The sequence below is a fragment of the Nonomuraea sp. CA-218870 genome (genome assembly GCF_050936535.1).
Taxonomy (GTDB): domain Bacteria; phylum Actinomycetota; class Actinomycetes; order Streptosporangiales; family Streptosporangiaceae; genus Nonomuraea; species Nonomuraea corallina.
The window spans coordinates 1968261-1990140 of record NZ_JBNJMN010000001.1; the positions used below are offsets into that span (position 1 = coordinate 1968261).

The 21880-nt window shown below is 72.5% G+C and carries 24 protein-coding genes; 11 read left to right on the plus strand and 13 right to left on the minus strand.

The genetic code is table 11. The annotated features are described in order from the left end of the window. Positions 1 to 20 precede the first annotated feature (20 nt). On the plus strand, positions 21 to 620 hold the full coding sequence (locus ACQEUU_RS09760) for a TetR/AcrR family transcriptional regulator (RefSeq protein ID WP_433063185.1): 600 nt from the start codon (positions 21 to 23) through the stop codon (positions 618 to 620). Between the two features lie 5 nt (positions 621 to 625). Here the strand turns inward: ACQEUU_RS09760 and ACQEUU_RS09765 are convergent, their stop codons facing one another. The 4 genes from ACQEUU_RS09765 to ACQEUU_RS09780 all read right to left on the minus strand — a co-directional run bounded on the left by ACQEUU_RS09765 (position 626) and on the right by ACQEUU_RS09780 (position 3982). Continuing rightward, positions 626 to 1816, minus strand: coding sequence for a CoA transferase (locus ACQEUU_RS09765; protein WP_433063188.1), 1191 nt, complete (start codon positions 1814 to 1816; stop codon positions 626 to 628). A gap of 79 nt (positions 1817 to 1895) precedes the next feature. Next, the gene (locus tag ACQEUU_RS09770) at positions 1896 to 3047 is read right to left on the minus strand and encodes an acyl-CoA dehydrogenase family protein (protein ID WP_433063191.1); all 1152 of its coding nucleotides are present in this window, start codon (positions 3045 to 3047) and stop codon (positions 1896 to 1898) included. 42 nt (positions 3048 to 3089) lie between these two features. After that, positions 3090 to 3884, minus strand: a complete 795-nt coding sequence (locus tag ACQEUU_RS09775) for an enoyl-CoA hydratase/isomerase family protein (protein ID WP_433063194.1) — start codon at positions 3882 to 3884, stop codon at positions 3090 to 3092. Continuing rightward, positions 3860 to 3982: a hypothetical protein gene (locus ACQEUU_RS09780; protein WP_433063197.1), complete on the minus strand. Its 123-nt coding sequence runs from the start codon at positions 3980 to 3982 to the stop codon at positions 3860 to 3862. Before ACQEUU_RS09780 ends, ACQEUU_RS09775 begins: the two co-directional genes overlap by 25 nt. On the opposite strand from ACQEUU_RS09780, the gene ACQEUU_RS09785 reads away from it, so the two are divergent. Beyond that, positions 3981 to 4778 (plus strand): acyl-CoA thioesterase, encoded by a 798-nt coding sequence (locus tag ACQEUU_RS09785; RefSeq protein ID WP_433063200.1) that lies wholly within the window; start codon positions 3981 to 3983, stop codon positions 4776 to 4778. The two genes, ACQEUU_RS09780 and ACQEUU_RS09785, sit on opposite strands and share 2 nt — an antisense overlap. On the opposite strand, the gene ACQEUU_RS09790 is transcribed toward ACQEUU_RS09785, so the two are convergent. Next, positions 4762 to 5310: a YceI family protein gene (locus ACQEUU_RS09790; RefSeq protein WP_433063203.1), complete on the minus strand. Its 549-nt coding sequence runs from the start codon at positions 5308 to 5310 to the stop codon at positions 4762 to 4764. The two genes, ACQEUU_RS09785 and ACQEUU_RS09790, sit on opposite strands and share 17 nt — an antisense overlap. Before the next feature lie 160 nt (positions 5311 to 5470). Between ACQEUU_RS09790 and ACQEUU_RS09795 the strand changes: the two genes are divergently transcribed. From ACQEUU_RS09795 to ACQEUU_RS09805, 3 genes are all read left to right on the plus strand, one after another. Continuing rightward, positions 5471 to 6286: an SDR family NAD(P)-dependent oxidoreductase gene (locus ACQEUU_RS09795; protein ID WP_433063206.1), complete on the plus strand. Its 816-nt coding sequence runs from the start codon at positions 5471 to 5473 to the stop codon at positions 6284 to 6286. Between the two features lie 347 nt (positions 6287 to 6633). Then, positions 6634 to 7302: a hypothetical protein gene (locus tag ACQEUU_RS09800; RefSeq protein ID WP_433063209.1), complete on the plus strand. Its 669-nt coding sequence runs from the start codon at positions 6634 to 6636 to the stop codon at positions 7300 to 7302. Between the two features lie 118 nt (positions 7303 to 7420). Then, positions 7421 to 7828, plus strand: a complete 408-nt coding sequence (locus tag ACQEUU_RS09805) for a DUF2267 domain-containing protein (protein ID WP_270158308.1) — start codon at positions 7421 to 7423, stop codon at positions 7826 to 7828. A 14-nt stretch (positions 7829 to 7842) separates the two neighbouring features. On the opposite strand, the gene ACQEUU_RS09810 is transcribed toward ACQEUU_RS09805, so the two are convergent. Together ACQEUU_RS09810 and ACQEUU_RS09815 are read right to left on the minus strand one after the other, a co-directional pair. Next, positions 7843 to 8967, minus strand: a complete 1125-nt coding sequence (locus ACQEUU_RS09810) for an L-talarate/galactarate dehydratase (RefSeq protein WP_433063212.1) — start codon at positions 8965 to 8967, stop codon at positions 7843 to 7845. Positions 8968 to 8975: 8 nt separating this feature from the next. After that, the gene (locus ACQEUU_RS09815) at positions 8976 to 9620 is read right to left on the minus strand and encodes a class I SAM-dependent methyltransferase (protein WP_433063215.1); all 645 of its coding nucleotides are present in this window, start codon (positions 9618 to 9620) and stop codon (positions 8976 to 8978) included. Positions 9621 to 9783: 163 nt separating this feature from the next. Between ACQEUU_RS09815 and ACQEUU_RS09820 the strand changes: the two genes are divergently transcribed. Then, positions 9784 to 11013: a serine hydrolase domain-containing protein gene (locus tag ACQEUU_RS09820; protein WP_433063218.1), complete on the plus strand. Its 1230-nt coding sequence runs from the start codon at positions 9784 to 9786 to the stop codon at positions 11011 to 11013. Here the strand turns inward: ACQEUU_RS09820 and ACQEUU_RS09825 are convergent. After that, positions 11003 to 11704 carry an SIR2 family NAD-dependent protein deacylase gene (locus tag ACQEUU_RS09825; RefSeq protein ID WP_433071794.1) on the minus strand — a complete coding sequence of 234 codons (702 nt, stop codon included), beginning with the start codon at positions 11702 to 11704 and terminating at the stop codon, positions 11003 to 11005. The genes ACQEUU_RS09820 and ACQEUU_RS09825 overlap by 11 nt on opposite strands. Before the next feature lie 88 nt (positions 11705 to 11792). On the opposite strand from ACQEUU_RS09825, the gene ACQEUU_RS09830 reads away from it, so the two are divergent. From ACQEUU_RS09830 to ACQEUU_RS09840, 3 genes are read left to right on the plus strand one after another with little or no spacing between them, the layout of a single operon-like run. Then, entirely contained in the window at positions 11793 to 12380 is a 588-nt protein-coding gene (locus ACQEUU_RS09830; RefSeq protein WP_433063220.1) for a class I SAM-dependent methyltransferase, read from the plus strand. Positions 12381 to 12413: 33 nt separating this feature from the next. Beyond that, positions 12414 to 13163, plus strand: a complete 750-nt coding sequence (locus ACQEUU_RS09835; protein ID WP_433063223.1) for a MerR family transcriptional regulator — start codon at positions 12414 to 12416, stop codon at positions 13161 to 13163. Then, complete coding sequence (locus tag ACQEUU_RS09840; RefSeq protein ID WP_433063226.1) at positions 13160 to 13765, plus strand: hypothetical protein; 606 nt, start codon at positions 13160 to 13162, stop codon at positions 13763 to 13765. The genes ACQEUU_RS09835 and ACQEUU_RS09840 overlap by 4 nt, the downstream gene beginning before the upstream one ends. On the opposite strand, the gene ACQEUU_RS09845 is transcribed toward ACQEUU_RS09840, so the two are convergent. The 4 genes from ACQEUU_RS09845 to ACQEUU_RS09860 all read right to left on the minus strand — a co-directional run bounded on the left by ACQEUU_RS09845 (position 13762) and on the right by ACQEUU_RS09860 (position 18312). After that, on the minus strand, positions 13762 to 14361 hold the full coding sequence (locus tag ACQEUU_RS09845) for a DUF998 domain-containing protein (protein ID WP_433063228.1): 600 nt from the start codon (positions 14359 to 14361) through the stop codon (positions 13762 to 13764). The two genes, ACQEUU_RS09840 and ACQEUU_RS09845, sit on opposite strands and share 4 nt — an antisense overlap. Positions 14362 to 14481: 120 nt before the next feature. Beyond that, complete coding sequence (locus ACQEUU_RS09850; protein ID WP_433063230.1) at positions 14482 to 16998, minus strand: glycoside hydrolase family 9 protein; 2517 nt, start codon at positions 16996 to 16998, stop codon at positions 14482 to 14484. Between the two features lie 183 nt (positions 16999 to 17181). Beyond that, on the minus strand, positions 17182 to 17712 hold the full coding sequence (locus ACQEUU_RS09855; RefSeq protein WP_433063233.1) for a hypothetical protein: 531 nt from the start codon (positions 17710 to 17712) through the stop codon (positions 17182 to 17184). A gap of 186 nt (positions 17713 to 17898) precedes the next feature. After that, a complete protein-coding gene (locus tag ACQEUU_RS09860; protein WP_433063236.1) occupies positions 17899 to 18312 on the minus strand; it encodes a nucleotide triphosphate diphosphatase NUDT15 in 414 nt (137 codons plus the stop codon). Between the two features lie 93 nt (positions 18313 to 18405). Between ACQEUU_RS09860 and ACQEUU_RS09865 the strand changes: the two genes are divergently transcribed. Next, positions 18406 to 20118, plus strand: coding sequence for a hypothetical protein (locus ACQEUU_RS09865; RefSeq protein ID WP_433063239.1), 1713 nt, complete (start codon positions 18406 to 18408; stop codon positions 20116 to 20118). A 431-nt stretch (positions 20119 to 20549) separates the two neighbouring features. On the opposite strand, the gene ACQEUU_RS09870 is transcribed toward ACQEUU_RS09865, so the two are convergent. Continuing rightward, a complete protein-coding gene (locus ACQEUU_RS09870; protein ID WP_433063242.1) occupies positions 20550 to 20810 on the minus strand; it encodes an NUDIX domain-containing protein in 261 nt (86 codons plus the stop codon). 371 nt (positions 20811 to 21181) lie between these two features. Here ACQEUU_RS09870 and ACQEUU_RS09875 point away from each other — a divergent pair, with 371 nt between their 5' ends. After that, on the plus strand, positions 21182 to 21880 hold the full coding sequence (locus ACQEUU_RS09875) for a class I SAM-dependent methyltransferase (RefSeq protein WP_433063244.1): 699 nt from the start codon (positions 21182 to 21184) through the stop codon (positions 21878 to 21880).

Here is a 21880-nt window from a genome sequence, read left to right on the forward strand (position 1 = left end):
CATCACCTACAGTGAGGGCCATGGATGCGGAGACGGACCGGTTGATCGGGGTGGCGACGCGGCTCTACGCCGAGCTGGGGTACGACTGGACGTCGATGCGGATGATCGCCGACGCGGCGGGCGTCGACGTGGAACGGCTGACCCGGCTGGTGGGCGAGAAGCCGGAGCTGTACCAAGAGGTGATGGTCCGCGCCGTCCAGGCCGAGCGGGAGGTCATGGATCAGGCCCTGAGGTCCGCCGCCCCCGGCCTCCAGGGCGCGCTCGACCTGGTCGACGCCTATCTCGACTTCAACGTCGCGCATCCGGAGTATCTGGCGCTGTGGCTGCACCGCTGGACCGGCGACGCCACCGACACGCCCGACATGGAGGACCTCTACTCGCAGCCGCTCGCCACGGAGGTGGTGGCGGCCGTACGAGGGCTCCTGCCGGCCGACGTGAACGGCCACCACCTCGTCTGGACCATCGTGTGGTGCGTGTACGGGTTCCTGTCGGGCGGCATGCGCCGCGTGTCGCCCGACTGGCCGCAGAAGCAGGGGGAGCCGGCCGGGCCGGACGAGGTGGAGGACTTCCGGGCTTACCTGCACACCCTGGTCCGCCGCATGACCGTGCCCCTCACCTGACGGGGTCAGCCGATCGCGCCCCGCTCGCGCAGCGCCGCGACGTCCCGCTCCGAGTAGCCCAGTTCCTCGCGCAGCACCTCGCCGGTGTGCCGGCCCACGGACGGCGCCGGGCGCGGCGGCTCCTGCTCGCCGTCCACGACCAGCGGCGAGCCCGCCGACAGGTGCGGGCCCACGCCGGGCTGGTCGAGCATCCCCAGCACGGGGTTGCCGGCCAGCAGCGCCTCGGGGTCCGCCGCCAGCTCCTCGAACGTCCGGTACGGCGCGTACAGCAGTCGCCGGGCCGACAGCGCCGCCTCCACCTCGGCGCACGGCCGGGCCGCGAACCACGGCTCCAGCAGCCCGCCGATGACGGCGCGGTGCGCGTACCGGTCGGCCTCGCGCCGGAAGTCGGCGCCGAGCGCCCGCTCCACCGCCTCGACGGCGGCGGCGAGGCCCGTCAGGGCGAGCAGGTCGGACCAGTGGCGCGAGGTGAGCACCACGAGCATGACGCGCCGGCCGTCGGCGGTGCGGAAGTCGCGCCCGTAGCCGCCGTACAGGTGGTTGCCGTCCTTGGTCCTGGGCTCGCCGCCGAGCTGGGCGTCGGCCAGGTAGCCGAGGTTGGCGACCATGGACAGCGCCACGTCGCGCAGCGCGACCGTGATGCGCCGCCCCTCGCCGGTCAGCAGCCGGTGCCGCTCGGCGGCCAGCAGCCCGGTCGACAGGTAGAGCCCGGCGGCGATGTCCCAGGCGGGCAGCACGTGGTTGACCGGCCCGTCGATCCCGGCCGGCCCGGTCACCGCGGGCAGCCCCGTCTCGGCGTTGACCGTGTAGTCGACCGCGGTGCCGCCGTCGCGCCTGCCGGTGAGCAGCGCGTGGATGAGGTCCCCGCGGCGCTCGCGGAGCTTCTCGTACGACAGTCCGGGCAGGTCGGCGTTGGCCACCACGACGCCGCGCCGCTCGATCAGGTCGGCGATGACCGCGCGGCCCTCCTCGGAGCGGAAGTCGACCTCGATGGCGCGCTTGCCCTTGTTGAGCCCGGTCCAGTAGAGGCTGGTGCCGGACGGGCCGAGCGGCCACCGGGAGCGGTCGGCCTGGCCGCCGATCGGCTCCACCCGGACCACGTCGGCGCCGAGCTGCGCCAGGGTCATGCCGCACAGCGGCGTGGCCACGTACCCGGAGAGCTCGACGACGCGCAGCCCCTCCAGCGGTGCGGACATCAGCGACCTGCCTTTCTGGCACCGGCGGCGGCCCGCGTCTCGGCGCCGTCGATCCGGGCGACGCGTTTCTCGTCGGGCGTCACGCGCGGGCCCCGCGCATCAGCTCGCGCCCGACGATGAGCTTCTGGATCTCGCTGGTGCCCTCGTACAGGCGCAGCAGGCGCACGTCGCGGTAGATCCGCTCGACCGGCACGCCGCGCATGTAGCCGCTGCCGCCGTGCACCTGGACGGCCAGGTCGGCGACCTTGTCCGCCGCCTCGGTGCAGAAGAGCTTGGTGGCCGAGGGCGCGAGCCTGCGGTCCTCGCCGGTCAGCCAGAGCCGGGCGGCCTCGGCGGCCATCGCCCGGCCGGCCATGCACAGGGCCTTCTGCTCGGCGAGCATCGCCTGCACGAGCTGGTAGTCGCCGACCGGCCGGCCGCCCTGCCGGTTGTGCGCGGCGAACGCCACCGACTCGTCGAGCGCCCGCTCCATCAGGCCCACGGCCACCGCCGAGATGTGCAGCCGGCCGCGGGCCAGCACGGTCATCGCGGCCCGGAATCCGGCGTCGACCTCGCCGCCGATCAGCGCGTCCGCGCCGAGGCGGACCCCGGTGAACGCGACCTCGGCGGTCCAGGCGCCCTCCTGGCCCATCTTGGCGTCCTTCGGCCCCACGGTCACGCCGGGAGCGTCGGCCGGCACCAGGAACACCGCGATGCCGCTGCCCGCCGCGTCGGCCGGCCGGACCCGGGCGAACACCACGAACAACCCCGCGATCGGGGCGTTGGTGATGAACCGCTTGGTGCCGTCGATCACCCAGCCGTCGCCGTCGGGCGCCGCCGAGGTCTTCAGCCCCGACGGGTCGGAGCCCGCCTCCGGCTCCGTCAGCGCGAACGCCGCGGTGACCTCGCCGGACGCCAGCGACGGCAGCCAGCGCTCCTTCTGCGCCTCGGTGCCGAACCCGACGAGGACCTGGCCGGCGATCCCGTTGTTGGTGCCGAACATGGACCGGAACGCGAGCGTGGTGTAACCGAACTCGAAACCGAGCCGGACGTCCTGGGCGATGTCCAGCCCGAGTCCTCCGTACTCGGCGGGGATGGCGTAGCCGAACAGGCCCATGCCGGCCGCCTGGCGGCGGAGGTCGTCCGGGATCGCGTCGGCGTCGGCGATCTCCTGCTCCCTGGGTACGACCCGGGTGCGGACGAACTGCCGGACCTGGCGGAGGATCTCATCGAACTCGTCGGCTGCGACCATGTCCCTGGCCTATCGAATAATGTTCTGTCGTGTCAACGTGGGTCACCGGTTGCGGTAGCGGCCGGGGCGCTTCTCGCGGAAGGCGGTCATGGCCTCGGCGTAGTCGTCGGTGGCCTGCACGATCGCCATGTGGGAGGAGATCAGGTCCAGGCTGGTGCGCAGGTCGGCGCGCGCCGACTGGTAGACCGCCCGCTTGATCATCGAGATGGCGATCGGCGGCTTGGCCGCGATGCCCCTGGCGAACTCCATCGTCTCGGCCATGAGCGCCTCGTCGTCGTAGACCCGGTTGACGATGCCGAGCCGCAGCGCCTCGTCCGCGTCGACGAAGTCGCCCGTCATCAGCAGTTCCATGGCCTTGGCCGGGCCTACCAGCCGGGGCAGGAAGTAGGCGCCGCCGTCACCGGGGATCAGGCCGATGCGGATGTAGCCCTCGGAGAAACGGGCCGACCGGGCCGCGAACCGCATGTCGCACATGAGCGCCATGTCCATCCCGGCGCCGACCGCCACCCCGTTCACCGCCGCGATCAGCGGCTTGTCCAGGTCCTCGACGGCCCGCGCCACCTTGTGCACCCGGTCGGTCAGCATGCGCTTGCGCTCGATCGGCGTCGCCTCGATCTCGTCGAGCGCCTTCAGGTCCACGCCGCTGCAGAAGCCCTCGCCGGTGCCGGTGAGCACCACCACCCGGACGTCCTCGTCCTCCTGCGCCTCGCGCAGCGCCCGCGCCCAGGCATTGATCATCGGCCAGGTGAACGCGCCCAGGTAGCGCGGACGGTTCAGCCGGATCACCGCCACGCCGCCGTCGACCTCGTAGATCAGCTCGTCCTCGGCCTCGGCCACCGGCTCTCCTCTCCCTGGGCGAACACCGGGACGAGCTTCTCATAGCGCCCCACCCCGGCTCGCGCCCGCCCGGCGTCGTCCTCTACCGTCTGCCTCATGTCGACCTTCAGCCCCGTGGCCGCCCCCACCGTGCTCGACCTGCTGACGCTGGAGAAGCTCGAAGAGGACCTCTACCGGGGGGCCACCGTCTTCGAGGAGCCGTTCCCGCTGTACGGGGGACAGGTCGCGGCCCAGGCCCTGGCCGCCGCCGGCGACACGGTGGCCCCCGATCGGCTGCCGCACTCGCTCCACGGCTACTACCTGCGCAGCGGCGACGCCGCCCGGCCCACCGTCTTCCGGGTCTACCGCGACAGGGACGGCCGGTCGTACTCCGCCCGGCGGGTGGTCGCCATCCAGAACGGCAAGGTCATCTTCAACATGTCGGCGTCCTTCCACGTCCCCGAGCCGGGCGTGGACGTGCAGATGCACCCCGCGCCGGACGCGCCGGACCCCGACGGGCTCGCGCCGGCCCAGCTGCCCCGGCTGTTCTCCATGGAGAGCCGCCTGCCGCCGCAGCCGTACGCGGCCGCCGAATGGCCCACCCGCTTCTGGGCCCGCTGCACCCAGGACCTGCCCGGCGGTCAGCTCCTGCACGCGTGCGTGCTCACGTACCTCTCCGACATCTCCAGCGGGCTGACCGGCATCCCGCACGGGGGCGGCGGGCGCTCGGGCTCCAGCCTGGACCACGCGGTCTGGTTCCACCGGCCGGCCGTGATGGACGAGTGGGTGCTGATGGACCTCGTGCCGCACACCGTGGCCGCCGGGCGCGGCTGGTACACCGGCACCATCCACACCCGCGACGGCCGGCTCGCCGCCAGCATCACCCAGGAGACGTTGTTCAGGAAGCCGCGCTGACCAGCGCCACGTCGAACCGGACGGCGACGTCGTCGTCCAGCTTGAGCGCGCCGAAGAACGCCGAGTACGGCTTGACGCCCCACCGGCTCTGCGTGACCGTCGCCGCGCCCCGCACCCGCTCGCCGTCGAACCGGCAGTCGAGGGTGAGCGGCCTGGTCTCGCCCGCCAGCGTCAGCTCCCCCTCCACCCGGAACGACTCCCGCGTGCCGCTCACCTGACCGGACCGGAACGCGATCGCGGGGAACCGGTCGGCGTGCAGCACCTTGCCGCCCATGGTGCGCTCGATGTCGGCCCGGTCGGAGTCGGTGAGCGGCTTCACCCCGCCCGTCCCCGACACCACCCGCAGCGACCCGGCGTCCACGTCGACGTTCACCCGGCAGGCGCCCGGGTCGTCGGCGTCCACCAGGGCCTCGCCGCTCCACCGGGTCACCTCGATCGTGAGATCGTGCCCGGCCTTGGCGCCCAGCCCGGTGCGCTTGGTCTCGACCAGCAGCCGCCCCGTCTCCGGGCCCAGTGTGTACGCGTCACCCATGACCGCACGGTACCCACCGGCGGCGCTCCGGAACGGCGGCGTGGTCTGACGCGTCCGCACTGAGACGAGACGGTCCGTCTTGACAGTGTGAGATCATCGGTGCAGCATGTGGAGGCGAGACGCAACGTCTCGTTTTTATACAGGACGAGGGGGTGGGCCCGTGTCACGGGTCTGGTTCATCACCGGGGCCTCGCGAGGGCTGGGCAGGGCGTTCACCGAGGCGGCGCTGGCCGAGGGAGACCGGGTCGTCGGCGCGGCCAGGAACGTCGCGCCGCTGGAGGAGCTGGCCGCCGGGCACGACGGGCGGCTGGTCCCGGTGGCGCTCGACGTCTCCGACCGAGCCGCGGTGCGCGAGGCGGTGGACGGCGCTGTCGCCTCGCTAGGGCGGCTCGACATCGTGGTCAACAACGCCGGCGGCCTGCTCATGGGCATGATCGAGGAAGCCGCCGAGGAGCAGATCCGGGCGCACCTCGACGTGAACGTGCTCGGCGCGGTCTGGGTCTGCCAGGCCGCCGTGCCGCACCTGCGCAGGCAGGGCGGCGGACGGATCCTGCAGGTCACCTCGATGGCGGCCGGCGTCGGGTTCGCGTCCGTCGGGTTCTACGGCGCGGGCAAGGCCGCGCTCGACTCCATCACGCAGGCGCTGGCCATGGAGGTGGAACCGTTCGGGATCAAGGTGACCAACCTGCAGATGGGCGGGTACGACACGGGCCTGTTCACGACGGGCACCACCGTGGCCGAGCCGCTGGCGATCTACGACCCGCTGCGGGAGAAGCTGGCCGCGATGTGGGGAGAGGACACCGGGCCCGATCCGCGGACGGCCGCGCCCGTGATCATGGAACTGGTCGCCCTGCCCGACCCGCCCCGGCGGCTGATCGTGGGCGCGGCCTCGTACGACCTGGTCGCCGAGCTGGACCGGGCGCGGGCGGAGGAGTACCGGGCCTGGGAGCACCTGAGCCGCAAGGCGGCGGGGTGATCGCCTGTAGTGACTTATCCAGAGAATATGGGGATATGTCGTTTTTAGGGGACGACCCACACCCGCAGGCACCCACCGACCGGCCCCTCGACGCCCCGCCGGCATCACCCCCGGACCACCCTCGGCCAGAACCACCCCCGGACCAGCCCCGGACGCCTCCGGCCGCGCCTGGGCCGGGTCCGGTCCTGGACGGGCTCGGGGCGGGTCCGGCGAAGGGGCGTGGCCGGGGTGGGGGGAGGAGGAAGGCGTCGCGGGGTGGCGGCTGGGACGTCCGCAGGACGCGGCGGGGAGGCGGGACGTACAGGCCGGCCGATTTCGGCGCCCCGCCGTACGGGCCCGACGGCCCGGTGCCCAGGCTGTACGCGTCGGAAGGGGAGGCGGCCGGCCGGCGCGGAGCCCTGGCCGTCGGGCTGACCGTCACCCTGGCGGCGCTGCTCATGGCCGGCCTCACGGTCAACGCCATCGACGTCCGCCTGCGGGCGGTCCCGGCCCCGTCGGCGACGCCGCCCGCGTCGACGACGGAGGAGCCGCGGCGCACCCCCGCCAGGCAACCGCTGACTCACGAGCTGAGCCACGAGGAGTTCGGCGACCGGGACCACGCCCGCGTGCCGAGGGCCCGCAAGGTGGGCGGCTGGGACCACGACACCTGCGACCCCGTCGACGGCGAGGGCCGCCCGCTGGCCGGGCACGGCTGCGACCACGCCTCCGAGTCCGCCTACTCCGCCCGGGACGGCAGGCTCAAGGCGGTCCAGCTCCTGCTGGCCTTCCCCACCCAGGACCGGGCCGAGGCCGCCGCGCTCAGCCTGTCGCTGCGCTCGTCGGCGGCGCTGCGCTGGCGGCGGGGCGGCACGCACGACCGGTACGCGTACGGCAAGGTCGGCGTCGGCGCGGCCGGCCCGTACGTGGTGGTCACGGTCGTCACCGCGACCGAGGGGGCCGCCGGCCGGGCGCCGGCGTTCCACGGCGCGCTGCACGCCGACGCCCTGGAGCATGTCGCGGCCCTGTACGCGTCCTGAAGGCGCCATGCCGACCGACGGCTCCGGGCCCCGGAGCTTTTACCCATTTCTGGGGCCTGGCCTCCTGTGACGCCGCCGGGACCGGGTAGCCGCTGGGTGGGACGAAGGGGGTTAAATCATGCGACATGACGACTTCGTCGGCCAAGTACAGGCGCGAGGACGCCTGAGTGACCGGGCGCACGCCGAGCGGGCCATCCGGGCGACGCTGGAGACGCTCGGCGAACGCCTGCCCGAGAGCCTCGCCGACAAGCTCGCCGCCCAGCTGCCGCACGAGATCGGCGAGAACCTGCGCCGCACCGAGGTCTACGGCGGCCTCGGCACCGGCGAGCACTTCGGCCGGGAGGAGTTCATCCAGCGGGTGGCGACGCGGGCCGGATGCGACGGGCGCCGGGCGGTGTTCCTGGCCCGGGTGGTGTTCGAGGTGACGGACGAGGCCACCCAGGGCCGCATCATGGCCAAGGTCCGCGAGAGCCTCACCCAGGAGCTGCGCGAGCTCGCGACGGTCGGCAGCCAGGGCCACCTGTGACGCCTGTCGCGTGATCAGCGGAACTCGCGCCGCTCGGCCGTCCAGGCGGCCGCCCGCTCGCTCGGCGTGAGGCCGAGCCCCGGCCGGTCGGGCACGAGCATGCGGCCTTCGCGGATCTCCAGCCGCTCCTCGAAGAGCGGCTCCAGCCACTCGAAGTGCTCCACCCAGGGCTCCTGCCCGTACGCCGCCGCGAGGTGCAGGTGGATCTCCATGGCGAAGTGCGGGGCGAGCTGCACCCGGTGGTGCTCGGCGAGGGCGGCCAGGCGCAGGAACGGGGTGATGCCGCCGATCCGCGGCGCGTCCGGCTGCAGGACGTCCGCGCCGCCGGCGCGCAGCAGCTCGGCGTGCTCGGCGACGCTGGACAGCATCTCGCCGGTGGCGACGGGCGTATCGAGCGCGGCCGCCAGTGCCGCGTGCCCGGCGTGGTCGTGCGCGTCGAGCGGCTCCTCGATCCACACCAGGCCGAACTCCTCCAGCGCCCGCCCCATCCGGGCCGCCGCCGGCCGGTCCCACTGCTGGTTGGCGTCGACCATCAGCGGCACGTCCGCGCCCAGCCGTTCGCGGGCGGCCCGCACCCTGGCCAGGTCGGCGCGCCCGTCAGGCTGGCCCACCTTGATCTTGATGCCGCCGATGCCGCGCTCCAGCGCCGCCGCGGCGTTGTCCAGCACCCGCTCGATCGGCGCGTGCAGGAACCCGCCGGAGGTGTTGTAACAGCGCACCGAGTCGCGGTGCGCGCCCAGCAGCTTGGCCAGCGGCAGCCCGGCCCGCCTGGCCTTGAGGTCCCACAGCGCGATGTCGAAGGCGGCGATGGCCTGGACGGCCAGCCCGCCGCGCCCCACCGACGCGCCGGCCCACGCCAGCTTCTCCCACAGCCTGGGGATGTCGTTGGCGTCCTCGCCGATCAGGTCGGGGGCGAGCTCGCAGGCGTGGGCGTACTGGCCGGGACCGCCCGCCCGCTTGGAGTAGCAGAACCCGAACCCCTCCAGGCCGCCCTCGGTGGCGATCTCGGCGAACAGGAAGGCCACCTCCGTCATCGGCCGCTGCCGCCCGGTGAGCACCTTGGCGTCGCTGACCGGCACGTCGAGCGGCAGGTAGACCGAGGACAGGCGGACCCGGGCGATGCGGTCGAGGGGGTTCATGGGGCGGATCATGCCGGTTTGCGGGCCCGTACGTAAGAGAGCATCACCGGCAGGTCACCCTCGGCCTCGATCCGGAGGCCCGCCCCGGGCAGGAGCGTGCGGAGCATCCCGTACGGGTCGCCGTGCCTGGCGGGCCCGCCGACCACCTCGGCGAGCCGCCGGGCCAGCGGGCGCGACGGCAGCCGGTACTCGGCGACCAGCAGCCTGCCGTCCGGCCGCAGCACCCGGGACATCTCCCGGATCGCCGCCTGCCGCGCGTCCTCGGGGATGTGGTGGACAGCCAGGCTGGACACCACCGCGTCGAACGACTCGTCGGGGAACGGCAGCGCCTGCCCCTCGCCCACCAGGTAGTCGCAGTTGCCAGGGGCGCGCCCGCGGGCGTAGCCGATCATCTCGGGGGACGGGTCGATCCCGGTCACCCGTCCCGCCGGGCCGACGACGGGCGCGACCACCCGGGTCAGGTAACCGGTGCCGCAGCCCACGTCCAGGAACCGCTCGCCCGGCCTCGGTCCGGCCTGGATCGCCAGGCGGGTGAACACCTCACGCCGGGCGCCCAGGAAGCCGAGCGCCGAGGTCAGCTCGTAGGCGCGCGGGTGGCTCATGACGCCGGCGGCGCCGTGCCGGTCGTGGTGGTGGAGTGTGCGCAGGGCCATGGCCAGCATCATGCGCGGACGGGCGTGGCGAGGTCAACGACCCCGGCCACGCCAGGACATGACAGCTGTCATGTCCTGTCGATGACGGGACCGACTGGTCCCGCCGCCGCCGCTCGGCCAGGCTCGTGCGTGACCAGGAACCGAGATCCGGAGGTGACGGCACATGTCGATCCTGACAAGGGCGCTCGCGGGGGTGAGCACGCTGCTCCTCGCAGGGACGCTGGCGGCGCCCGCCCAGGCGGCGGCCCCGCCCGGCGGCGGCGAACTGCGCGAGACGCTGGAGGCGATCCACGAGGCCGGGATGTACGGGGTCTACTCCGCGGTGCGCGACGGCGGCGCGTCGTGGAAGGGCGCCTCCGGCGTGGCCGACGTGCGGACCGGGCGACCGGTCAAGCCGGACATGGTGCACCGGGTGGGCAGCATCAGCAAGACGTTCACCGCCGTCGCCGTGCTCCAGCAGGCCGAACGCGGCAAGATCGCGCTGGACGCGCCGGTGAGCCGCTACCTGCCCGAGCTGATCACCGGTGACGCGATCACCGTGCGCATGCTGCTCAACCACACCAGCCACGTCGCCGACTACGTCCCCGGCGCCTTCCCCTCGCTGCTGGAGGGCTCCCTGGACAGCCTGGAGGAGCACCGCTACCGCCGCGTCGAGCCCGAGGAACTGGTGCGGCTCGGCCTCGCGTTCCCGCCCACCGGTCAGCCCGGAACGACGCCGGGCTCGTACTCCAACACCAACTACATCCTGGCCGGCCTGCTGCTGGAGAAGGTCTCCGGCATGGACGCCGAGCGGTACATCACCCGTCACGTGATCCAGAAGGCCGGGCTGCGACACACCTCGTTCCCGCGCACGCCGCGCATCCCCGGCCCGAGCTCCGGGGCGTACGAGTCCTTCTACGGCCTGTTCGACCCGCCGCGCGACTTCGGCGTCTACGACATGTCCTGGGCCGGCACCGCCGGGGCCGTCGTCTCCACCATGGACGACCTCAACCGCTTCTACCGGGAGCTGCTGAGGGGCAAGCTGATCGGGTCCGGGACGCTGGCCGAGATGCAGCGGACGGTGCCGGTGGCCGCCGGGGGCGGCCTGATCCCGTACGGGCTCGGCATCTACGCGGCCGACCTGCCCTGCGGCCGGTTCTGGGGGCACGACGGGGCGGTGTGGGGCATGCTCACCCAGTCCTTGTCCAGCCCCGACGGCAGCCGCCAGATCTCCGTGGGCCTGAACCGCGCCAAGTACCAGACCATCGACGAGAACGGGCAGCTCGTCCCGCACGCGATCGACTACGCCTTCGCCGGCCACCTGCTGGCGGCGCTCTGCGGGCCCGCCGAGGCCAGGACGCTGTCGACGCCGTTCACCCCGTTCCAGGCGGACCGGTTCCGGCTCAAGCGGTGAGCCGCGCCACCAGCCGGGGGACCGCCTCGCCGATCGGGTCCCTGATCACCTCGTCGGCGATCCGGTCGTACGGGGTCGGCTCGGCGTTCACGATGACCAGCCGCGCCCCGCTCCGCGCAGCCAGCGCGGCGAGCGACGCGGCGGGCATCACCTGAAGGGACGTCCCGATCGCGACGAACACCTCCGCCCGTTCGGCGGCCCCGGCCGCCTCGGCGACGACGTCCTCGGACAGGTTCTCGCCGAACATGACCGTGGTCGTCTTCAGGATCCCGCCGCACGCCAGGCAGGCGGGGTCCTGCTCACCCGCGTCGATCCGGTCCAGCGCCTCGTCCAGCGTCGAACGCTCCCCGCAGCCGACGCACACCACCCCGAACATGTTGCCGTGCAGCTCCAGCACCCGCTCCGGGTCCGACCCGGCCTTCTGGTGCAGCCCGTCGACGTTCTGCGTGATCAGCCGGTCGAGGCGGCCGGCCCGCTCCAGCTCCACCAGCGCCCGGTGCGCGGCGTTGGGCTCGGCGGCGCGCACCGGGCTGTCGCGCCGGAACCGCCAGGACCGGCGCCGGATGTCGGGGTCGGCGAGGTAGTAGCCGATGGTGACGAGCTTCTCGTGGTCCGGATCTCTGCGCCACAGTCCGCCGGGGCCCCGGTAGTCGGGGATCCCGGACTCGGTGGAGATGCCGGCCCCGGTCATGACGGTGATCACCACTCCATTGTCCCGCGGTGCGGCGGGCCGGAACGCGCGAGGCAGGGCGGAGCCCTCTGGCAAGAGCGGTGCCTGCGTGACCGCGCGCCTGCGCCGCCCCGGCCGCCGGGTGGTCGGCGTCGACCGGTCCGCCGGGATGGCCCGCGTGGCGGCGGGGCGGATGCCCGGAGCGGTGGCGCTGGGCGACGCGGCCCGGCTGCCGCTGCCCGGCCGCGGCGCCGACGCGGTCGTCATGATCTGGCTGCTGCACCTGCTGGACGCCGACCTGTCGGCCGCCGCGCTGCGCGAGGCGGCGCGGGTGCTGCGGCCGGGCGGCACGCTGATCACCACCGTGGACAAGGACGCGGCCGCCTACCACGGTGACGATCCCGCCGCCGCGCTGATCTCGCCCGTACGGGACGCTCACCTGGCCCCGCCGGCGGACACGTCGGCCCGCGTGGCGGCTATCACCGGTCTCGCGGAGCGGGGCAGGGTCGCGTTCACGGGGCACGGCCAGGGCCGCAGCCCCCGGCGCTGGCGCGAGCTGCTGGCCGAGGGCGGGCGTCACTGGGCCGCGAAGGCCGGCCCGGAGGCGCCGGCGGGCCTCGACAGGCGGCTCGCCGCGCTGCCCGCCCAGGACCGGCCCGGCCCCGACCCGGTCTACACGCTCGCCGCGTTCGGTTGACCTTGACGTAGCGTCAACGTGTCTCATGGAGGCATGCGGATCGGCGAACTCGCCGCGCTGGTCGGGGTCTCCACCAGGACCGTGCGGCACTACCATCATCTCGGGCTGCTGCCCGAGCCGGCGCGGACGGCCGGCGGCTACCGCGAGTACCGGCTGCGCGACGCCGTGCTGCTCGCGCGGATCCGCCGGCTGGCCGAGCTGGGGCTGTCGCTGGACGAGGTACGCGACGTGCTCGCGGACGACCGGGGCAGGGACCTGCGCGAGGTGCTCCTGGAGCTGGACGCCGACCTCGCCAGACAGCAGGAGGCCCTCGCGGCGCGGCGGGCCCGGCTGGCCGCGCTGCTGGAGGAGGGCGAACTGCGGCCCGACTCGGCCGTGTCCCCCGGCATGGCGGCGGTGCTGCGCGACCTGACCGTGCGGGGGTCGAGGGTCGCCGAGATGGACCGGGAGATGCTCACACTCATGGACACGACCGCCGGTCCCGGCGACCGTGACGAGGTCGTCCAGCTGATGCGGCCGCTCGCCGAACCCGGCATGCGCGACCGGAGCCAGGAGCTCTACCGGCGGCTGGACGAACTGGGCGACGCCCGGCCGGACGACCCCCGGGTCCGCGAGCTGGCCGCCGACGCCGCCGCGCACCTGCCGGACGAGCTGGTGCGCCAGATGGCCGGGCACCTGCCGCCGACGGGCGGGCCCTGGTTCGACGCCCTGCTGGAGGAGCTGACACCGGCGCAGGCCGAGGTGTTCCGGCTGATGGTCGACCTGGTGAGGGAGAGAACGTGAAAGCGCTGCGCCGCATCATGAGGTTCGACGCCAAGGGCCTGGCAAGCCTGGTGCTGTGGGTCACCCGCCGCCGGGACGGCGTGCCGCCCGGCGCGCTCGCCGCGTCCTACTCCCGGGCCCAGTCGGCGACGATGATCCTGCTCCTGGTCGTGATGGGCGGCGAGGCCGTGGTCGTGGAGGTGGTGCTGCGCGCCTTCGACGTGCCGGCCGCGATCCGCGTGCCGATCCTGGCGCTCGACCTGTACGGGCTGCTGTTCGGGTTCGGGGTGGTGGCCGCCTGCGTCACCCGGCCGCACGTGGTCACCGACCGGGAGCTGCGGATCCGGTACGGGGTCTTCTTCGACCTGCGCATCCCGCGCGAGCTGGTCGCCTCGGTGCGCACGGTGCGCGGCTACAACGAGTCGGGCCTGGTCACGGTCGACGGCGAACGGCTGACCGTGGCGGTGGCGTCGCAGGTGAACGTGGTGGTGGAGCTGTCGGAGCCGGTCACCGCGGTCAGGCCGCTGGGCGCCGAGGCGGCGGTCACCACGGTGCGGTTCTTCGCCGACGAACCGGGGCCGCTGGTGGCCCAGCTGCGCCCGGCCGCGGAGCCGGCGTCCTAGCCGGCCGCGTACGTGAAGACCAGCCCCAGCCAGACCCAGCCCACGATGATCGTGGCGCGCTGCACGAGCCCGCTTCTCGGATGGTCGTTCTCCCACGCCTGGCTGAAGGCGACGAAGCCGGCGCCCAGGGCGGTCGCCGTCAGGGCCGAGTACCACTTCCATCCCGCGTCGGGCAGGACGAACACCGCGATGAGCGCGCAGAGGGGCAGCAGGCCGAAGACGAGCGCCCCGGCCCAGTCGTGCAGCCGGTGCCGCGTCGACACCGCCTCCGGGGTGGTGTCGGGCGTCCCGGGCGGATAGCCCCGCATCGGGTCCATCGGGAACACGCCCGAGGCGACCAGCGCGAGCCCGAACACCGCGATCGCGGCGGCGAGCGGCACGCTGCCGAGCGCGCTCCCCAGGGCGACCGCGCCCACAGTGATCGCCAGGCCGCACAGGATGAAGTTGGCCCCCTGCACCCAGCCGCGGGGGCCGAGCGCCAGCGCGCTCACCGGGTGCCGGACCGGCCGGTATCCCGGCCGGGTCCAGCCGTCCAGCGTGAACGTGACGACGAACAGCCACGAGCCGAGCGCCCCCAGCCACAGGAGCGCCGTCATGCCGGCGCCAGGAGGTCCGCCGGCCCTGTCACGGAGGTCGTCAGCGCCGCTCGTCCGGCCCGGTCTGGAGGCATGGATCGACTCTATGCCGACCGGACCGGATCCGCGTCGGGACCGCCGCTACCGGCAGCGGTCTCCGTTCAGGTGGAACACCTCCGGCGACGGGTTCGGGCCCGCGGGCGCGGTGGCGGCGAAGCCGAACACGGCCGTGCCGCCGGCCCGCAGCCGCCGGTCGCTCTTCGCCGTCACCACCGGCCCGTCCTGGGAGACGGCGGCGCCCCAGGAGTTCCTGACACGCTGCGCGCCGGGGAACGACCAGCGCAGCGTCCAGTCGTCGAGCGACTTGCCGCCGGCGTTGCGCACGGTGACCTCCGCCGTGAAGCTCCGGCCGCCGCGCGCCGTGTAGCGGACGTCGCAACCGGCGCGCCCGGACCGGTCGGCCAGGAACGTCGAGATCCAGGCCAGCGGGGCGTTCCAGTTGATGGTCAGCTCGTTCGTGGACCACGACTCGATGTGGTCCACGTAGCAGAACTGCGGCGCGCAGCCCTGGAGCAGCCGCTGGGCGACCGGGTCCTGGATGGCCGAGTTCGGTCCGCCGGACAGCGTGCCGCGCGGCGGGTTGGGCAGCGAGGAGTCGAGCTGGCGGGCGTACCAGCGGCTGTGCTGGTTCTGGGACGACACCTCGCCGTAGCCGGTCACGTACGACTGGTTGAGCGCATTGCGGCCGAGGATGTAGTCCATGCCCTCGCGCACCCCGGCGCGGTACTTCTCCTTGCCGGTCAGGTCGTAGGCGACGGCCATCACGACCATGTTGTTGAGCACCAGGTTGTTGGAGCCCCAGTCGTAGTCAGGCGGGTTGTACGGCAGCCCGTACGGGTGCTCCCGCTGGGTGGCGAGATACTTGTCCGCGCCTTCCAGCACCGAGCGGCGCACCCGCTCGCGGTCGCGGATCGCGTTCGGCACCGTCGCCAGCTGGAGGCGGCCGAGCTGGGCGGTGTTGCCCCAGTCGAAGCCGCGCTCGCGCCAGATGTCGCCGGTGTGGTGCGGCGAGGCCAGCACGAAGTCGGCGAACCGCTTCTCCCCGGTGGTGATGAACAGCTCCGCCGCCGCCCAGTAGAACTCGTCGCTGACGTCGGAGTCGGGGTAGGCGCCGCCGCCGATGCCGTCGTTCGGGTCGGCCAGGCGGTCGGGGTTGGCCACGGCCGCCGCCCACGCCCGGCGGGCCGCGGCCAGGTTGCGCGCGGCGAACGCGGCGTCGTACGGGGCGAACACGCGGGCGGCCTGGGCGGCGGTCGCGGCCAGGTTGAGGGTGGCGGCGGTGGACGGCGGGTGCAGCTCGCGCGGCTGCGGGTCCAGGTGCGGCATCAGCGGCAGCCCGGTCCACTGCCGGTCATGGATCTTGTGGTGCGCCATGCCGGCCAGCGCCTCGCCCTGCGGGACCTCCATGCTCAGCAGGAACTCCTGCTCCCAGCGGGCCTCGTCCAGCACGTCGGGGACGCCGTTGCCGCTCTCCGGGATGTCCAGCTGCCCGTCGGTGAAGGCGGACCTGTCGCGCTCGTACACGCTCATGAGCTGGTGGACGGAGATGCCGCCGTTGACCACGTACTTGCCGTGATCGCCCGCGTCGTACCAGCCGCCGCTGACGTCGAGCGAGTAGTCGCACACGCCGGGCTGGCAGGGGACGCTGGTGTCGCCCTGGTTCGGGGCGACGCCGACGTGGCCGGCGGGGCGGCCGTAGCCGGGCCGCAGGTCGTCGCGGATCTCGATGCCGCTGCGCTGGGTGTAGTAGAACTTCAGCGCGTCGACCCGCATCTCGTCATACAGGTCGGCGGCGATGTCGAACGGACGGCTGGTCTCGCCGTCGGCGCTGAGCGTGTAGCCGGCGCCGGCCTTGCGGTAGGCGCCGAAGTCGATGCTGTGCACCCGCTGCCCGGAACTGTCGTCCAGGCCGCGCGGGGTGCTCGTGCCGCGCGCGACGGTACGGCCTGTCGCGTTCTTCAGCTCCCACGTCACCGGCTCGGCCGCCTCGGTGACCACGGTCGCGTTCTTGGGGCCGTCGGGCAGGTAGCCGACCATGTTGACGCGCACCCGGGGGCCGGTGTCCGGCTCGTACTCGTCCGGCTCCGCGCCGCCGCGCAGCGACACGTCGTCCACGCAGAGCCTCCAGGGTTCGGCGCTGCCGCCCACCTGGAAGGCGACCTGGGCGTTCGGCAGCGAGACGGGGGCGGTGAAGGTGTACCGGTGGACGTCGCCGGACACGCTCATCGCGGGCGCGGCCGACAGGTACTGCGTCCACGGGTCGACCGGGAGCTGCACGAGCGCCCTGCCGACCTTGGCCGGGGTGGCCGAGGCGTAGAACGAGAACGCGTACGTCTCGCCCTCGACCAGCGGCAGGTTGTCCTGTCCGATGATGACGTCCCACGGGTTGGCGGTGCCGCCGGGGACGTCCACGCAGAGCCGGCCGTCGTCGACGCCGAGCGTGATGTTGCCGGTGCCCCACCAGGAGGCGGTGCCGTCGTCGAAGGAGCCGTTGACGATCTGTTCCGGTCCTTCGTCGGCGGCGGCGTGCGCCGGGATGGCGGGGGCCAGGGCGAACGCGGTGAGCAGGGCCAGTGCCGTGGCCAGGCGTCGGGTCATAAGGATCCTCGAAGGTGCGTTGGGAGCGCTCCCAGGATCTTCCGGCGGGGTGTGCCGCCCCGTCAACGGACGCGGCGCCGACCGGCGAGGGCCGCCCCATCGGCCCTGGTCGGCGGTGAAACTTTCATGCCGCGTACGAGAGGACGAGTCGTCCGCGACGGACGCGCGGCGCAGACGAGAGTCCTACTCCCGGCCTGACCGCGCCGACGCCCACATCACCACGGTCACCGCCACCACCGACGCCAGCACGGCGACCGCGATCGGCAACCCGGGCTCCGCGGGCTGCGACACCCGCGGCGCGGCGCCGGCCGCCGGCGGGGTGCGCGCCTCCTCGCCCGGCTCCAGCACCTCGTTGCCCGAGCAGAGCGACGTGCTCAGCCCTTCGTCCTCGTCGCGGGCGTACACCAGGTAACGCGTCCCCTCGGTGAACGCGAACCCGCAGGCGGCCCCGTCCGCCCTGGTCACCACCTCGAACTCGGCCCGCGCCGGACCCTTGAGGACGCGGTCGGCCCGCAGCGTCGCCGTCACCCGCCCGCCGTCCAGCATCGGCTCGTCCACCCGGACCGCCGTGGCCGTCGCGGTGAGCACGACGTCCGCCTCGCGCAGCCGCTCGGCCGGTTCGCGCGGCACGCACTTGCAGGCGTGCGCCGTGCCCCCGCCCGCCACCAGGAACCCCGCCACCAGCGCCAGCACGACCAGGACTCGCATCATCATGCCTTCCGGAACGTGCCGCAGGCGAGATCGGTTCAGCGGACGGGCACCGCAGCCGGTCACGCGGCCGACGGGGGTCGATCGCCGCCGTGGTCACGGGAGACGGCACGCTCCTCGCGCTGCTCGTGGAACGCGTCGAGTCGGCTACCACAGCCCGGACGGCCGGATCGTGCACCGGGTGGTGCACCGTCAGCCGGGCGCGACCTCGTAGCGCGGGGTCGCCGTCCGGCCGAGGACGTGAGCCGTCGCCGGGAACAGCGGCGACGGCAGCCGGTCCGGCGGGAACCACTCCCACGACCGGAACACCAGCGGCTCCGTCACCCGCGGCATGGTTTCACCCAGGGCCACGGCCACGGCCGCCGTCACCCGCACCGTCCCGCCGGGGTGGTCGACTGTTACGGCCATCACGCGCGGCGGGCCGGCGTCGGTGATGCCGGTCTCCTCCTCAAGCTCGCGTACGGCGGCGTCCTCGAAGGTCTCGCCCGGCTCCACCGCGCCGCCCGGCAGGCACCAGGACGGCTCCTCACCGGCCTTGATCCGCTCGCCCAGCAGGATCCGCCCCTGCGGGTCCGTCAGTACGACCCCCACCCCGACGATCCCCATCCGACCTCCCCTTGCGGCGCACGCGCCAGTGTAGGACTTGATCTTCGCTAGGGTTGGGCGCCCCATGCCCCCGGAGATGCGAGGAACGGACCGATGCGCCGCTACAGGTTCGGCCGGGTCGCCGCCGTGGTGGCCGGGGGATTCGTCGCCGCGGTCGTCGTGTCGGGGGCGGTCGCCGTGGTCACCGATGACGTCGGCCACCTCTGGCTCGCCACCGGCGTCTTCGGCACCGGCTTCGGCGGGTGGGCGAGGGTGCTGCCGACGGTGGCACTGGGGGTGTTGCAGGGATGGGGGTTGTGGCAGATCCTGCGCGGGCGGTCCATGAGGGGGAAGGCGGAACTGTCCAGAGACGCTCGTCTCCTGAGAGTCGTCCTGTACGCGTCGCTGGTCTTCGAGTTCGTGCCTTCTCCGTGGTGGGTCGACCTCCTGAAGAAAGCTCTGTGGCTGGCTCTGGTGGTGTTGTTCTACCGGGTGCTCGACCGGGCCTCCACGGTGGTGCGGACGGCCGCGCTGGTGGCGGGGATGTGCGGTCCGGTCGTCTCGCTCGTGGATGTCGGCTCACTCCAGCTGTTCGGGTTGCCGTGGCTCGTCTGGATGGCACTGACGCTGGCCGCCCAGGGGAGGGACGGCCGGTGGAGCCGGGCCACGGTGTGGTCGGGAGCGGTGTCGGCAGCGGAGTTCTTCCTGCCCGTGATCGCTTCCATCCACGTCCCGGACAGCATTGCCGCCTTCTCCTGGTACTTGATCGGTGGCCAGGCGCTCGATGTGTTCTGGTTGGTGTGGCTCGCCCGCACCGCGCACGAACTCGGGAGCCGGCCGGAGGAATCGGCACCCGGACGCGGGCCCGGCCCGCGCGGGCCGTGGCGGTCGGCGCTCGCCGGTACGGTCACGGTCGCGGCGCTCGTCCTCGTCCCGGTCTCGGACCACGCGCCCGGCCCCGTCACCACGGCACGAGCCTGCGAGCGGGCGGAGGAAGACCGGCGGTGGGACGCCTCGGCGCCGCCGCTCACCGGTGAGCGGGCGTTCGTGTGCGAGGTGCGCACGTCAGGCAAACCGTCGTTCGCGCAGGGCATGCCGGACGACAGGCTGATCGTCTACGGGCACCGCCTGTGCGGCGCCTACACCCGAGCAGACCCGCGCGAGCCGGCAGGGCTCCGCGCAAGCGACGGCCTCGACCAGGCGGACCTGCCGACCCTCCTGGCGGGCATCTGCCCTCGCGCCGCCGCCACGCTGAAGGCGGCGGCCGAGGCCGAGGAGCGCGAGTTGCTGGCCTGGGTGGCGGCGGAGCAGCGCAAATGCGCCAAGGTCCCCCGCCACCGCCCCCTGATCAAGCCGGTGAAGGCGACTGTGGTGAAAAGTCCCATCTGGCCGGAACTGCCCCTCCAGGCGTACGAAGAGGGAGCCGAGACGGACCCCTTCGAGGACGACCTGATGGACCGCGCGCAGGAGGACGACCTGGTCGCCTCGGCCCCCGGCCATCTCATCGTCTTCGCCAGCACCTCACTCCGCTCCTGCGTCACCGTCGAAACGTACGACCGGCGCCCGCCGATGGAGACCAAGGGCTGGGCACGCGTCGTCGAGGTCGGCTACCACAGCCCGGACGGCAGCATCGTCCTGCACGACGGGCTGGGCAGCGCCCTGCTCCCCGACCTCGCCGCCCACGGCAAGGGCCACTACCGGATCCGCGTCCACCTGAGCCGGATGCCCTGGAAGGGGGAGGAAGAGGGCGCTTATCGGCTGCTCATCATGTCCTACCCGGGCGGCGGTGAGCACATCATCGACCATCGCCCCCGCAAATCCCCGTGACCCGGTCAGCCGTCCCCTGCGTGATCCGCGAACACCCCGTCGAAGATCTGGCGTGCCCGGTCCTGCTCCTGCTCCGGAAGCGGCCCCTTGCGAGGGAAGGGGATCACCTGGGATCAGATCGCGGATGTCCTCGCCCTCACTCACCCCGTGAGCCCGTTGCGGCTCCATCGATTCGCGCACGGCCGCACCGCCGCCGCCGTCGTGTCCATAATCAACGACGCCGACCCGGCGGGTACGGCCGCTCTGCGCGAGTCGCGGCTGTACGACTACGAAGGGTGGCCTAAACGGCCGCCGTCCGCCCGTCTGCTGGTCGTACTGGCCGAGATCTACGAAAGCACGGCTCTGGGCCTGCCCGATGGGGTGGCGGCTTCGTACGACGCTGCCGACCCCGGGGCAACTGCGGCTGATAGACCCGCTCCTGCACGTGTCTGTCAACTCGCTCGGAGCGAACAAGGGCGGTTCGCAGGGGCAGTCCGCCGGTGGCGGAGGTGGTGGAGCCGGTGGACTGGTAGGCGGCGATGGTGCGTTCGGCGATGTGCATTCGATGGATCGCGTCGGCGAAGCGGGCCCAGCGCGCGTGCTGGCGTCCCGATGCCGGTCTCCTCGCGCAGTCCCCGCATGGCGGCGTCCTTGAAAGACTCCCCGGCCTCGACCGCGCCGCCGAGGCAGGCACCGGGACCGCTCCTCCCCATCCTTGGCCCGCCACCCGAGCAGCATCCGCCCACCGGCGTCCGTCACCACCACGCCGACCCCGATATCGGTTCACGCCTTTCGCCATGAATGCCGTCCATCGGGATCAAGAATTACGAGGAACCAGGAGTGACGGCCGCCGTCTCGGCCGGCTGCGTACGCGCCGTCTTCCCGCCAGGCTCTGATTCATCGGTGCGATGATTGGCAGGAAGCCGATGAATCATCGGCATCGGGTGGCGGTTGCGGTTCTACGAGAATTCCAGTTTCGGTCGAGGATTTGGATCGGAACGACGCTCACGACTTCAGGCGTCTTCCGGCGGTTACGGACTTGATGTATTCTCTGTCGCACACTGGCCTCAGGTGAGGGGCTGAGATGGCAGCCACAGAATGGATTGACCGTTGGGATGACGGTTGTCAATCCGACGAGCGCCGCAATGAGCTGGTGCTGCCGTATCTCGCGGGAAAGATTCGTGATCGGAATCCTAGAACTGTCCTGGACATAGGTTGTGGCAGCGGGTACATCTCCAGGATCCTCTCCAGAACGTTCGCAGACTGGGTTATCGATTGGATTCTCCTGGATGACAAGCCTGACTGTGTCCGCTATGCAGTAAGGGGAGTCGAATTGCCGGCTCGCGCTCGCGAGATCGTGACCGATTTTCGAGAGCCTCTTTCCAGTGCCATCGGCGCTGACCTCGCCTTCGTGGTCTTCTCCCTTCTGGAATTTCCATTCACCAAGCAGGTTGCGGAGAATCTTGCGGACTGTGTGACGGCCGGTGGCGACCTCGTCATAGTCCTTCCAGACGTCCTGGAAGACCTGATGGCGGCTCAATATCAGGAGATTAATCTCTTGGAGCAGTATGTGAAGGGCATCTCGTGCCTGCAGAAACAGGATAAATTCACAGGAACGCCATATAACTTCTTCGCTCCCCGCGTCGAGGAAGTGATCGCGATGCTGACATGCCCTGCCTTCTCGCTCGAATCGTTAAGCTTCTATGGTCGGGCGGGCAAGCGAATACTGATTCTGGATTTTGTGCGCCGTCCCGCACCACTCGTTACGGAACATGTACGGTAA

What these genes read in the sequence shown, in the direction of transcription:
- ACQEUU_RS09850 (WP_433063230.1), bottom strand. Translation starts at nt 16,998, where the DNA reads ATGACCCGACGCCTGGCCACGGCACTGGCCCTGCTCACCGCGTTCGCC.
- ACQEUU_RS09805 (WP_270158308.1), top strand. Translation starts at nt 7,421, where the DNA reads ATGCGACATGACGACTTCGTCGGCCAAGTACAGGCGCGAGGACGCCTG.
- ACQEUU_RS09790 (WP_433063203.1), bottom strand. Translation starts at nt 5,310, where the DNA reads ATGGGTGACGCGTACACACTGGGCCCGGAGACGGGGCGGCTGCTGGTC.
- ACQEUU_RS09845 (WP_433063228.1), bottom strand. Translation starts at nt 14,361, where the DNA reads ATGACGGCGCTCCTGTGGCTGGGGGCGCTCGGCTCGTGGCTGTTCGTC.
- ACQEUU_RS09810 (WP_433063212.1), bottom strand. Translation starts at nt 8,967, where the DNA reads ATGAACCCCCTCGACCGCATCGCCCGGGTCCGCCTGTCCTCGGTCTAC.
- ACQEUU_RS09875 (WP_433063244.1), top strand. Translation starts at nt 21,182, where the DNA reads ATGGCAGCCACAGAATGGATTGACCGTTGGGATGACGGTTGTCAATCC.
- ACQEUU_RS09765 (WP_433063188.1), bottom strand. Translation starts at nt 1,816, where the DNA reads ATGTCCGCACCGCTGGAGGGGCTGCGCGTCGTCGAGCTCTCCGGGTAC.
- ACQEUU_RS09825 (WP_433071794.1), bottom strand. Translation starts at nt 11,704, where the DNA reads ATGACCGGGGCCGGCATCTCCACCGAGTCCGGGATCCCCGACTACCGG.
- ACQEUU_RS09865 (WP_433063239.1), top strand. Translation starts at nt 18,406, where the DNA reads ATGCGCCGCTACAGGTTCGGCCGGGTCGCCGCCGTGGTGGCCGGGGGA.
- ACQEUU_RS09855 (WP_433063233.1), bottom strand. Translation starts at nt 17,712, where the DNA reads ATGATGATGCGAGTCCTGGTCGTGCTGGCGCTGGTGGCGGGGTTCCTG.
- ACQEUU_RS09835 (WP_433063223.1), top strand. Translation starts at nt 12,414, where the DNA reads ATGCGGATCGGCGAACTCGCCGCGCTGGTCGGGGTCTCCACCAGGACC.
- ACQEUU_RS09820 (WP_433063218.1), top strand. Translation starts at nt 9,784, where the DNA reads ATGTCGATCCTGACAAGGGCGCTCGCGGGGGTGAGCACGCTGCTCCTC.
- ACQEUU_RS09770 (WP_433063191.1), bottom strand. Translation starts at nt 3,047, where the DNA reads ATGGTCGCAGCCGACGAGTTCGATGAGATCCTCCGCCAGGTCCGGCAG.
- ACQEUU_RS09870 (WP_433063242.1), bottom strand. Translation starts at nt 20,810, where the DNA reads ATGGGGAGGAGCGGTCCCGGTGCCTGCCTCGGCGGCGCGGTCGAGGCC.
- ACQEUU_RS09760 (WP_433063185.1), top strand. Translation starts at nt 21, where the DNA reads ATGGATGCGGAGACGGACCGGTTGATCGGGGTGGCGACGCGGCTCTAC.
- ACQEUU_RS09785 (WP_433063200.1), top strand. Translation starts at nt 3,981, where the DNA reads ATGTCGACCTTCAGCCCCGTGGCCGCCCCCACCGTGCTCGACCTGCTG.
- ACQEUU_RS09780 (WP_433063197.1), bottom strand. Translation starts at nt 3,982, where the DNA reads ATGAGGCAGACGGTAGAGGACGACGCCGGGCGGGCGCGAGCCGGGGTG.
- ACQEUU_RS09815 (WP_433063215.1), bottom strand. Translation starts at nt 9,620, where the DNA reads ATGGCCCTGCGCACACTCCACCACCACGACCGGCACGGCGCCGCCGGC.
- ACQEUU_RS09860 (WP_433063236.1), bottom strand. Translation starts at nt 18,312, where the DNA reads ATGGGGATCGTCGGGGTGGGGGTCGTACTGACGGACCCGCAGGGGCGG.